This window comes from Sorangium sp. So ce145 (assembly GCF_051525985.1).
In the GTDB taxonomy this organism is placed as follows: Bacteria; Myxococcota_A; Polyangia; order Polyangiales; family Polyangiaceae; genus Sorangium; species Sorangium cellulosum_B.
On the sequence record NZ_CP150315.1, the window covers coordinates 9,392,120 to 9,404,462 of the forward strand.

At 70.8% G+C, this 12,343-nt stretch carries 6 protein-coding genes; 4 read left to right on the forward strand and 2 right to left on the reverse strand.

Annotated features, from left to right (window positions below; translation table 11 throughout):
- Positions 1-128 precede the first annotated feature (128 nt).
- Positions 129-1,223, forward strand: a complete 1,095-nt coding sequence (locus WMF34_RS34735; protein WP_012239450.1) for a sigma 54-interacting transcriptional regulator — start codon at positions 129-131, stop codon at positions 1,221-1,223.
- A 375-nt stretch (positions 1,224-1,598) separates the two neighbouring features.
- Here the strand turns inward: WMF34_RS34735 and WMF34_RS34740 are convergent, their stop codons facing one another.
- The gene (locus WMF34_RS34740) at positions 1,599-6,749 is read right to left on the reverse strand and encodes an AAA family ATPase (protein ID WP_437990524.1); all 5,151 of its coding nucleotides are present in this window, start codon (positions 6,747-6,749) and stop codon (positions 1,599-1,601) included.
- Positions 6,750-7,097: 348 nt separating this feature from the next.
- Entirely contained in the window at positions 7,098-7,889 is a 792-nt protein-coding gene (locus WMF34_RS34745) for a helix-turn-helix domain-containing protein (protein WP_437990525.1), read from the reverse strand.
- An 86-nt stretch (positions 7,890-7,975) separates the two neighbouring features.
- Here WMF34_RS34745 and WMF34_RS34750 point away from each other — a divergent pair, with 86 nt between their 5' ends.
- From WMF34_RS34750 to WMF34_RS34760, 3 genes are all read left to right on the forward strand, one after another.
- Positions 7,976-9,058: a glycoside hydrolase family 16 protein gene (locus tag WMF34_RS34750; protein ID WP_437990526.1), complete on the forward strand. Its 1,083-nt coding sequence runs from the start codon at positions 7,976-7,978 to the stop codon at positions 9,056-9,058.
- A gap of 227 nt (positions 9,059-9,285) precedes the next feature.
- The gene (locus WMF34_RS34755) at positions 9,286-11,661 is read left to right on the forward strand and encodes an alpha-amylase family glycosyl hydrolase (protein WP_437990527.1); all 2,376 of its coding nucleotides are present in this window, start codon (positions 9,286-9,288) and stop codon (positions 11,659-11,661) included.
- Positions 11,662-11,812: 151 nt separating this feature from the next.
- Positions 11,813-12,298: a hypothetical protein gene (locus WMF34_RS34760; RefSeq protein WP_437990528.1), complete on the forward strand. Its 486-nt coding sequence runs from the start codon at positions 11,813-11,815 to the stop codon at positions 12,296-12,298.
- The last annotated feature ends 45 nt before the right edge of the window (positions 12,299-12,343 follow it).

Below are 12,343 nucleotides of genomic sequence, written 5' to 3' on the forward strand. Positions count from 1 at the left end.
CACCGTCGTTCCCATCTTCGTTCACGGCGGCCCATCCCTGATCGCCGCCTGCGCTGAGGACAGCTCGGTAATCCAGACAACGGCAGGCGCGCCGCTCGCCGTCTGCCCATGAATCGAGGAGATGCGATGTGGAAGAAAGCGCGGCCCCTTCCCGGCGCACGGAACGCCTCTGCTCATCCGGCGGCGGGATGACGCGCGTCGTCTGCGTCGAGGACGACAGCGAGGTGCGGCTCATCGGCGCCTCGGAGCGCTGGGCGCGCGCGATGGAGCAGCTGCGCCGGCTTTCGGAGCACGAGCGCGCGCCGCTGCTCATCACGGGGGAGCCTGGCACGGGCAAGGAGCTCTGCGCGCGGCGCCTTCACGCGGCGAGCCCGCGCGCGGGCGGCCCCTTCGTTGCGGTGAGCGCGGCGCGGCTGCCGGCCGAGCGCCTCCTGGAGGAGCTCTTCGGCCTGGCGGCCGGGGCGGACGGGCGGCCCGCGGCGCGCCCCGGGCTGCTCGAGCTGGCGCGGGGGGGCACGCTGTTCCTCGACGAGATCGGCGCGCTCCCGCTCGAGCTCCAGCCGCGGCTCCTGGCCGTGCTCGACGGGGAGCCGCTCTGCCGGATCGGCGGCGGGGAGGCGCTGGTCGCGGACGTGCGGGTCATCGCCGCGACGAGCCAGGATCTCGCCGCGCGCGTCCTCGGGCGGTCGTTCCACGAGGCGCTCCACCGGCGCGTCGGCGGGCTCGCGCTCTCGCTCCCCCCGCTGCGCGAGCGCGACGGCGACGTGCGCAGGCTGGTCGAGCACTTCCTCCAGCGCCAGAGCGGCGCGACGGGGCTCGCGAGCGCCGGGGTCGCCCCGCGCGCGCTCGCGCAGCTCGAGGCGTACCCCTGGCCGGGGAACGTCCGCGAGCTCCGGGGCGTCGTCGAGCGCGCGTTCCTCCGGGCCCACGGCGCGCCGCTCGATCTGGAGCACCTGCCGCCGGAGATCGGCGCGGCCACGCGTCCGCCCGCGGCACCGCGCTCGGGCCCGCCGGGCGCGCTGCGGCCGTCGCCGCCCGCGCGCGGCAGCGCGTCGCTCGGGGAGGCCGTGCGCCGCCACATCCTCGCGGTCTACGCGGCCCAGAACGGCAACGTGACCCGCACGGCGAGCGCGCTCGGGATCACGCGGGTCTCCCTCCGCCGGCACCTGCGCCAGTACCTCGCCGCGGACGCGCGCGACAAGGAGCCGCTGAGCGATCGCTAGGGCCGCGCGCCGCGCTGCACGCGCCGGCACCAAGCATGGCGTCAGCCTTCTGTCACATAACGGATAACGGCGCTGGAAGAGCCGCCTCTGGGATCGAAGCCAGACCACACGGAGCCCCACGCGTAGTGCTTTCCGGGCGTGAGGCCGTGAGCCAACAACCACGGATCATTCGCCGCTTTCCGCTGCATCTCTTCCTCGTCGCCCGCGACCAGCAACATCCTCGTCGCCCGCGACCAGCAACATCGCGTACAGTACCCAGATATCGCTCGAAAGCAGTTGTTCCACGCCGTCTGCAGCCTCCCCACAAAACGTCTCATGACCCGGCGCCGCGCCGCAAGGCCGGGTCGGCAAAAGGCGGCCCGCGCGCCCCTCTCCTCAGGACGGCTGCGCGAGGCCGAGCTCTCCCTCCGGATCGACGGGCAGCTCGACGATGAAGGTGGTCCCTGAGCCCAGCTGACTGCGCAGATCCACGCGCCCTCCGTGCGCTCGCACGATCTCCCGAACGAGGTACAGCCCGAGCCCGAGGCTCTGCGCTTGATGAAGCCCCGTCGCGCGCTCGAACGCCTCGAACACGCGCCGCTGGTCGGCCTCGGCGATCCCGATGCCCTGATCGGAGACCGAGAGGCGAGCGACTGCCCCGTCCCCGTCGGTGACGATCCGGACCGGCTTTCCGGCGCCGTACTTCATGGCGTTCGTGAGCAGGTTCGTCGCGACCTGCTCGAGCCGCAGCCGATCCCACTGGCCCACGACGGCGCGCTCCGCCTGCACGTGGAGCGCACATCCAGCCAGCTCGGCCTGCTCGCTCAGCCGCCCGACGACGTCCCGCACGAGAGCCGCCAGGTCCACCGGCTCACGCGTCAGGGCGAGCCGCCCCTTCTGGACGCGCGAGAGGTCGAGCAGGCTGTCGATCAGCAGGTCGAGCCGGCCGAGCTGGCGCCTGAACGACATGAGGGACGACGATAGCCAGGGCGAGGAGACCGTCTCTTGCTGCTTGATCGATCGCGCGAGCGCGTCGAGCTTCAGATGGAGGCCTGTCAGCGGCGTCTTCAGCTCGTGGGCGAGGAACGCCGTGCGCCGCTCCGCGGCCTCCGCCGCCGCCCGCGCCTCGCGCTCCCTGGCGAGCAAGAGCGCGTTCTCGAGGGAGATGGCCGCCTGCGTGGCGAGCAGCTCGAGGGCGAGGAGCCGCTCGGGCGTGAACGCGTGCGTGGTGACGTTGTTCTCGAGGTACAAGAGACCGAGCACCTCGGCCTGCCGCAAGATGGGGACGCAGAGGACCGATCTCGGATTGTGCCGGACGATGTACTCGTCCCCGGAGAACCTGCCCGCCTTCGCTGCGGCGTCATCGAGGAGCACGCGCTCCTTGGTGAGCCGCACGTAGTGGAGGAGCGAGGCAGGGAGGAGCGGAGAGGACGACACCGGCAACGACTGGAGGACCCTGGTCACGGTGCCCTGTCGCTCCTCGATCGCGGCCTCCGCCTCGATCGTCAGGCCGCCGTCCCGCACCAGGATGAGGCAGCCCTTCTGGGCGCCTCCCTGCTCGAGGACGAACTCGAGCAGGGTTCGCAGGAGCTTCTCGAAGAGGATCTCGCCCGAGATCGTCTGCGACGCCTTGACGACCGCGAGCACGTCGAGCAGCTCCGTGCGGGCCGCGAAGGTGGCGGTCGGCTCGAGCGGCCGCCGCTCGAGGAGCTGCGGATAGCGCTGCTCGAGCTGCTTCACCTTGCCGTCGGCCCCCCAGCGCACGTAACACGAGCGGGCCTCGCGCAGGTACGTATCGGAGAAGCGCTCGAACCCTCGCGCTCGATAGAACCGAGACGCGAGCTCGTAGGCGAGCGCTTCGATGTGGACGAAGCCGCTCTCGCGCGCCGCGCGGATGGCCTCTTCATAGAGGCGCATCGCGTCGAGATCCCGGCCCTCGACGCGGGCGACCTCGGCGGACACCAGGGCATAGCGGCTCCGGAAGTTCTCGGGGCAGCTGTCGGCCCAGCGCCTCAGCTTCTGGAGCGGCGCCTCGAGCGCCTGAGCCAATCGCTGCCGCTGCTCGGCCGGCGCCTCTGTGTGGAGCGCCGTCACCGTGAGCGCGTGGTAGAAGTGGTGCGTCGCTTCCATGGCCAGAGACGCCGCCTGCCCCTGCATCAGCGCGGCGGTGGCCGCGGACTCCAGCGCTTCGGCGTGACGCTCGTGCGTGAACGCGGCGACCTGCTTCATGATATGAACCATCGCGATCCCAAGGCCGAAGCCCGCCTTCTCGAGGATCGCGAGGGAGCTCGCCTCGTCGAAGTCGCCGCCGTCGAAGCTCGTGGGCCCCCGCGTCGCTCCCTTCAGGCTCGCCGCGAGCTGCTCTTCGAGCCGGACCACGTGGTACACCACGTCGTTGTGGGTCTGCCGGGCGAAGGCGGTGTATTTCCGCGCGACCTCGATGACGCGGTCGAGCGGATCGCCGTTCTCGAAGACGACCCACACCATGTTGTACGTCAAGTAGCCGGCGAAGATGAAGTCTCCGACGTCGAGGCAATCGAGGAACGCCCTGTCCATGAGCGGGATGCTCGTCGCGTAGTGCCTGTGCCAGATGCTGATGACGCCCGCGTGGTGGAAGAGCAGCCTCCCCTTCAGCATGGCCGTGACGCTCTTGAACTTCTCGTTGAGCCTGAGCGCCATCTCGGAGAACTGGAACGCGCAGGGGACGTCGCCGAGGATGGACACCATGACCGCGGCGTAACAGCTATAAACGAAAGAGGACTCCTCGGCGTGTCCGTGCTGCAGGGACGCGTTCACCCCCTTGGCGGCAAGCAGCGGCCAGAGCGCCGGTCGCACGGAGAACACGAGGGGGGCCGACTCGGCGACCAGGCTGATGAACGCCCGCACGTCCTCGTCGGTCGCCACGGGCGCATCGACGAGATCGGCCACGCGACGGCCGCGCAAGGCGATCGGCACCTGCCGGATCTCGGCCTCCACGGCGGCGTGGATCTCCTCGTCGGCCTCCGGGAGCGTCGCCCCGTAGAGCCGCAGGGCCTCGATCATGACCGTCATGGCGTCGCGGTGCCACCCGGCGATCTGGTAGAGCCGCATGCGCAGCCGGTGGGCCCTGGCCCGGTCGGGCCTGGAGCGCGCGTTCTGGAGGATCAGATCGAACAGCTCGTCGGCCGGCTGGAAATTGCCGACGATGGACTCGCATTCGGCGAGCTCCAGGTGGAGCCTGAACGTGTCCTCGTACCGCGCGCTCCAGGCGTCCTGCGGCAAGAGGGATGTCGCCTGCGCCAGGTAGCTGCGCGCGGAGGCGTAGGCGACCGAGGCCTTCGCCTTGATCCCTGCCAGGAGGTTGAGCCGGCAGAGCGCCTCCCTCTCGCGTGGATCGGTGATGAGGTGGGCGCCGTGGTTGAGCTGGGTCGCGACGTCGAAGGCCCGCTCCTCGACCGCCCCGCCCGGCAGACGAGACACGAGGCGCCGGCCGATCTCGAGGTGCACAGCGGCCCGCCGGGCCTCCGGGATGAGCGAATAGGCCGCCTCCTGGACGCGGTCGTGGAGGAACTTGTAAGTGCCTTCGTGGCAGAGGACGAGCCCCGCGAGGATGGCCTGCCAGACCTCCGCGTGCAGCGCCTCCTCCGAGCGGTCGCGCGCTATCGTCAAGACGCCGACCTCCGCTGCGCTCCCGAGGCAGGCGAGCTGCTTCAGCGCCTCCTGGGTGCCAGCGGGGAGCCGCGCGAGCTTGTCGACCATCAGATCGACCACGTTGTCGGTGAAGCTCTTGGCGCGGATCTTCGCCATGTCCCACCGGAAGGCGCCCGCGCGCGGGTCGAGCTCGATCAGCTGCTCTTCGTGGAGGGCGAGGAGAAACTGGATCGCAAAGAAGGGGTTGCCGGCCGTCTTCTCGTGGACCAGGGCCGAGAGCGGCGCGGCGTCCTCGGGGCGGCATTGGAGCATATCGCTGACGAGCATGGACAGGTGCTCGCGGGAGAGCGGGCCGAGCACGAGCTCCTGGACGTGCGCGCCCTGCCTCCTCACGTCGTCCAGCGCCGTCATGAGCGGGTGCGAGGGGGTCACCTCGTTGTCGCGGTACGCGCCGATGACGAGGAGGTGGCCCGTGTCGAGGTGCGTCACCAGATCCTGCAAGAGCGCGAGGCTCGCCGAGTCGGCCCACTGGAGATCGTCGAGGAAGAGGACGAGGGGGTGCTCTTTACGGGCGAACACGCCGATGAAGTGCCGGAAGACGGTGCGGAACCGGTTCTGCGCCTCGACCGGCGGCAGCTCGGGAGCCGGCGGCTGCGGGCCGATGACGAGCTCGAGCTGCGGGATCAAGTCCACGATGAGCTGCCCGTTGACCGTGAGGACCTCGAGCAACCGCCGCTTCCAGGCCGCGATCCTCTCGCTGTCGGCGAGGAGCTCGAGCACGATCTCCTGAACGGCCTGCACGATGGTGGAGTAAGGGATCTCGCGCTTGTGCTGATCGAATTTTCCCGAGGCGGAGAACCCCCGCTCGCGGGCGACGGCCCTGTCCAGCTCGTGGACCAGCGTCGACTTGCCGATGCCGGAGTAGCCCGAGAGGAGCACGAGCTGTGGAGATCCGGTGTCGACAACGCGCTCCAAGGCGCGCAGCAGCACCGCGATCGCCTCGTCGCGCCCATAGAGCTTCTGCGGGATGCGCAGGCGGCCCGACGCGTCCTGCTCGCCCAGCGGGAACGGCGCGACGCTGCCGTCGCAGCGCCATGCGTCGAAGCACCGTTTCAGATCATGGCCGAGGCCGCGGGCCGTCTGGTAGCGATCCTCGGGCATCTTCGCGAGGAGCTTGAGCACGATGCGCTCGACCGCCTCCGGCACGTCGGGGACCACCTCGGACGGCGCCGCGAACGCTCGGGCGACGTGACAATGGATCCATTCGAGCGGATCGCGGGCGTCGAAGGGGAGCTTCCCCGTGAGCATCTGGTAGAACGTGACCCCCAGGGAGTACAGATCGCTGCGGCTGTCGACCCCACGGTTCATCCGCCCTGTCTGCTCAGGCGACATGTAAGGGAGGGACCCTTCGATGAGGCGCGCCGGCTCCAGGGCGTGCTGTTCGCGGGAGAGCCATGAGGCGAGCGCGAGATCGGCGATCTTCACCTCGCCGGTGGCAGGAATGACCAGGATGTTCGCGGGCTTGAGGTCTCTGTGGACGACGCCTCGCTGATGGATGTCGGAGACGGCATCCGCGATGCGGACGGCGAGCTCGAGGAACCTGCCGATCGCCATCGGCGCGCCGAGCAGGCGCTCGAGCGGCTCAGCGCCTGCGTCTTCCATGACGAGGGCGAGCGCCCCGTCGTACATCTCGAGGGCGAGGGGCCTGACGACGGCGCCCACGTCGAGCATCTTGCCCATCTCGTACTCCCTCTTGAGCCGGGCGAGGTCCTTCGGCCGGCAGCTCCTCGGGTCGAGCACCTTGAGGACCACCGGATGGCCGTCGGCGCTTCGAACAGCGCGGTACACGGCGGTGCCGCGGCCCTCGTGAATGGTCTCGGAGATCGTGTACGGAAAGGGAGGGGACGGGCTCGTCATGCGGGCGATGGGCAAGGCAGCCTCGGCAGCGGCGGCAGAAGCCCTCTCCCCGCCAAGGTATACCATTGCCCGCCCCCGCATCATGGCCACCGTTGCGGGCGATCCGGCGCGGATCCGCGTCGGCCGGCGGGCTCGGCCGCGCGCGGCTCCCGAGGGCGCCGTCGCCAGGCTGCCTCGGCCGAGAGCCGCTGCGCTCAACGCGCCTCAGGCGATCGAGGCCGGCACGCTCGACGCCCCGGGCGTGCGGGCTATCGGGCGCACGTCGTTCCAGGAGAACCTGCCGGCGCAACCCTGGCGAGCGAGGGAGTCCGCCAGGTCACCGGCATATCACCGTTACCCTCCGTGCATCTACACGGTCATTTCGGTCAGCACCGCGCGCTGGCCGCCGAAATAGTCCTGGGGCGCGCAGCCGAGGGCGCGCGTGAAGACGCGGTGGCATTGCGCATAACTCCCGAACCCGACGGCGTACGCCGCGCGCGCGAAGCTCGCGCCGCGATCCACCTCGGCGATGAACTGCATCAGCTTGAGCCGCGCACGGTACTCGACGACGTTCACGCCCACGTCCTTGCGAAAACGCCGGCTGATCCCGCTCTCGCCCGTGCGCAGGCGCGCCGCGAGGGCCGCCCCGGGGAGATTCGGATCGAGCCGCAAGAGCTCGAAGATACGGCGGCTTACCACGTGGGGGAGCGGCATGTTCGACAGCGACCGCTCGAAGAGCTCCGCGAGGCGATGCTCCACGACCGAGATGTCGCGCGCTCGGTCGAGCGCGCCGAGGAGCGCGAGCTCGCCGGCGAGCACGGCCGGCGTGAGCTGCACAGCGTCGAGCGCGACCTTCGACGCGGCCCCCGCGACGCGAGCCCCCAGCTCGGGGCGGAGCGCCGCGACGTACAGAACGAAATCGCTGCTCTCCTCGAGGAGCGCGTGATCTTGCCCCGGCGCGAAATAGAGCAGCGTGCCCGCCACGAGCGGCACCACGCGCTTTCCCACGCCCATGATGCCCCTGCCGCGAGCGACGAGGTTGATCTCCGGCTCCTCGTGGAAATGTCGGGGCCGACGGTACTGCGGCTGGTGACGGAAGACCTGGGCGCGCCGGCCGGCGAGCATCGGAAAGGGCTGGAACAACGCGGGCCGAGCGCTCAAGGCCGGGTCAGTGTGCGGCAGCGGGGACGCGGACAGGAAGCAAAAAATGCGAAGCGCTCTCGCACCCGGTGCGCCACGTGGAGCTCATGATGTCTTCGACGCGCTGCACGGTCGCTTTGCTTCTGTTCTCCGCATTCACCGCGCTGGCCTGTGACGACTCCAGCCAGCCTTCGGGCTCGGCGACGGGGGCTGGCGGGGACGGCACCGGCGCGGGGGCTGGCGGTGGTTCCAGCGCCGGAACGGGTAGCTCCGTGGCGGGGGCTGGGGCTGCGGATGGCACCTCCAGCGCCGGAGCCGGCGCGGGCGGCGCGGGCGGCGCGGGCGGCGCAAACGGCACAGGTGGCGCAGGTGGCGCAGGCGACGCAGGCGGCGCAGGCGGAACGGCGGGTGGCACAGCAGCGGCAGGCGCCACGGGGAACGGCGGCTCAGCCGGCGGCCCTCCCCCGGCCGAAGAGGCCTTCACGCTGCTCTTCCGCGACGATTTCGATCGGCTGGACGCAGCTCGCTGGCAGCTGATGACACATTCCTGGACGGAGAATCTGGCGCTGTTCTCGCGATCCGCCGCTACCATCGAACGTGGTCAGCTCGTGCTCCGGCTCACGCCGGCCCCTCAGGGCACCACCGACAGCTCCGGAGCCGCCAAGTCCTTCCTGGGTGCCGAGGTTCGCTCCGTCGACTCGCTCACGTACGGGCGCGTGCGCGCTCGCGTCAAGTTGGCCCGAGGGTCGGCGGTCATCTCGTCCCTGGTCACGATCTACACCCCCTGGCCAGCGGACAACTGGAACGAGCTCGACATCGAGTGCCTAGGGGCCGAGCCGAATGACGTGCAGTTCAACGCCATGGTGTACACCGGCGCTCCGGTACGGCCCCCGGTGACGCAATCCGTCAGTCCGACGCAGCATCCGCAGAAGGTGGACCTCGGCTTCGATCCGAGCGAGGACTTTCACACGTACCAGATCGAATGGACACCGTCCGGCGCCCGCTTTTCCGTCGACGACGTGCTCCGACACGAGTGGACGGAGCGCATCGACCTCATGGTGCTGCCGCAGAACGTGCTCATGACGATCTGGGCGTCGTCGAGCGCGGCCTGGGCCGGAGCCGTGACGGCCGAGACGGGCACGGCGAGCGCGACCTACGATTGGATCGAGCTCTATCGGTACACGCCTTGATCGGGTCGCGAGACCAGGCCGCTCCGAGCGCGTGAGCTCACGCGGTTCGGCCCGACAACGCACGAAGCGAACGCCTGGGTGCGGGGCGGAGCCCCGACGGAACCTGCGCGCGCCTGTTAGCGACGCGACAACATGGGTGGAGCATCGCTGTTCTCCGCAGCGGCTGCGGTGGTTCAGGGCGACGCGCGCGCTGACATGCCTCTCGCGATCGGATACTGCTCGAGGCCATGTCGCGCCGCCGTTCTGCCGTCATGATCGCCGCTGTCTCCGCCGTCATGCTCCCTGCCGTCCCGCTCGCGTGTGGGGGCGATCGCGAGCTCGACGCGGGCCAGGGGAAGGGCACGAGCGGCGCCGGGACGGCAGGCGCCGGTGCTGCTGCTGGCGGCGAGGCGGCTGGCGCAGGCGGCGAGGCCGCAGGCGCTGGCGGGGCTGGCGGCGGTGCTGCGCAGTACGGGAACGTGCTCTGTCCGACCTCGTTCACGTTCAACGCGCCTCCCGGGGCCACGGATGTCCGCGTCGCCGGCGAGTGGAGCGGCTTCGATCTCGGCGCTGCCCCGCAGCTGCAGGGCGGTACGCAGGGCCGGCTCGTGGCCACCGTCGACCTGCCGCCGGGGCTCCACGGCTACAAGATCGTCTATCGGTCCGGCGGCGAGGTCTCGTGGGTGCTCGACCCGGCGGAGGGGCGCCGCAAGTACGTCGACGGGGTCGAGAACTCGGCCGTCAAGGTCCCTGACTGCCGCCTCCCGTCGTTCTCGGTCGCGTCCAGCCAGGCGACGCGGCCTGCCGCCGGACAGGGCGCCTTCGAGGCCCGGCTCGTCTACCGGGACGGCATCGAGGGCGCGGGCCCCGAGGCGGCCGCGTTCGAGGCGGTTCTACAGGACCAGGACGGCGAGGCGCGCCCGCTCACGGATCAGGAGCTCTCGGTCGACGCGCGCGGCGACGTGCGGATCTTGCTGGGAGGCCTCGACGACGGCAAATACCGCGTCACCCTCCGCGGGGCGACCCGGAGCGGCCGCGCCGGTGAGCCGCTCCGGCTGGTGTTCTGGGTCGAGGCCGAGCCGTTCTCCTGGGAGGACGCGCTCATCTACATGGTCGTCACCGATCGTTACCGCGACGGCGATCCGTCCTTGAACCCGCCCGCCACGCCGGGCGCCGACCCGCGGGGCGACTGGGCCGGCGGAGATCTCGAGGGGCTGCGGCAGGCGATCGAGGACGGCACGCTCGACGCGCTGGGCGTGCGGGCCATCTGGCTCACGCCGTTCCAGGAGAACCCCGCCGGCGCCTACCCGGCGAGCGATGGAGTCCACCAGGTCACCGGATATCACGGTTACTGGCCCATCAAGGCGCGCGAGGTGGATCCGCGGCTCGGCGGCGCCGGAGCGCTCCGGGCGGTGGTGGCCGAGGCGCACCGCCACGGGATCCGCGTCCTCCAGGACTTCGTGGTGAACCACGTGCACGAAGATCACGAGTACGTCTCGTCTCACCCGGACTGGTTCAGGACGGGGTGCGTCTGCGGGACGGACGGGTGCGACTGGACGTCGCACGCGCTCGATTGCATGTTCGCGAGCTACCTCCCCGACGTGGACCACACGGTGCCCGAGGCCAACGCCGCGTTCGTGGCGGACGCGATCCACTGGCTCGACACGTTCGATCTCGACGGGCTCCGCGTGGACGCCGTGAAGCACGTGGAGGAGATCGCGACGCGCAACCTCGCCGCGGAGGTCCGCGAGGCGTTCGAGCCGGCCGGCACACGTTATTTCCTGATGGGCGAGACGGCGATGGGCTGGAGCGACTGCGCCGACCCGTGCAACGACGAGAACTACGAGACGATCGCGAGGTACATCGGCCCTCAGGGGCTCGACGGCCAGCTCGATTTCGTCCTCTATCACGGGGTCTCTACCCGGACGTTCGGCTGGGGTGAGGAGGGCATGCTGCACGCCGCGTACTGGGTCGAGCACGGGCAGCGGCGGTGGCCGGAGGGCGCGATCATGACGCCGTACATCGGCAGCCACGACACGGCCCGGTTCGCGACGATCGCCGACTACCGCGACGAGACGGGGCCTCGCGGCCGGGAGGTCCCGGGCCGCCAGTGGTCGGACACCGCGGGAGCGCCCGAGTCGCCCGAGGTGTACGCGCGGGCGCGCCTCGCGATGGCGTGGCTCCTGGGCCTCCCGGGCGCGCCGCTGCTCTATTATGGCGACGAGTACGGCGCGTGGGGCGGCGCCGACCCGAACAACCGCAGCCTGTGGCGTCCGGAAGAGGATCTCACGGCGGACGAGCTGGAGACGCTCGATTTCGTGCGCGCGCTCGGGGCCGCGCGCCGGGACATCCCCGCGCTCCGCCGGGGCGCCTACGTGAACCTCACCGCCACGGAGGACACGCTGGTCTTCGGCCGCCGGCACGGCCGGGGGGAGTCCGCGGTGGTGGCGCTGACGCGCGCGGGGACAGCGCAGCACATCTCGGTCGAGGTCGCTCAGGCGCTGGGCCTCCCGCCCGGCACCGAGCTCAGGGACGCGCTCGGCGGCGCAAGCGAGGTCGTCTCCGCGGCCGGCGTGCTCTCGATGAGCGTCCCGCCGGGCGGGGCGGTGATCTTGGCGCCGTGATCGCTGGCAGGACGGCGGGAGCGGGCTGCGGCGGCGAGCGCGGGCGCAGCGGGAGCGGCCAGGCGCCTGGACGAGCGCGGGAGGACGCGGCGACGCGCGCGCTGTCCGATTGAGCTCCGCGGCCGCCCCGGGTATGTCGGAGCGGTACGACATGCAGCCACCCAACGCGAGCCAGTTGCCCGAGGAGCTCCGCGCGCCGCCCCCGCGCCCCTGGGCGGCCTTGCGGCACGTCCGGCACCAGCTGGCTGGCGTCGGGTACTCGCTGCTCTTCTGGGCGGGGTTTGTCGGGGTCGGCTCGTTCTTCCGGCACATCGATCTCGTCGCGATGCTCCTCGCCTTCTCGTACGCCGTCATGCCGGTCGTGCTCCTGTATCAGGCGCTGGGCAGCTATGCCGCGTGCCGTCTGGCGCTCCGCGGCGCGCCGTCGGCGGCGCACATCTACGAGGGAGCGGTCGTGACGAGGTACGGGACGGTGAACATCTGGCATGTCGTCGTCGCCGGCCAGCACGTGCGGATTCGCGCGAACGCGCCGCTCGACAAGAGCGTGGTGGTCCTCGTGACGCCCGAGACGCGGAGCGGCAAGCGCCGAGTCGGGGTCTATCATCCCCGGTTCGGGATCTGCACATCGCTCGTGTGAGCCGCGCTCGCGGCGCTGTTGTTGCGGGCGTGACCGCGTGAGACA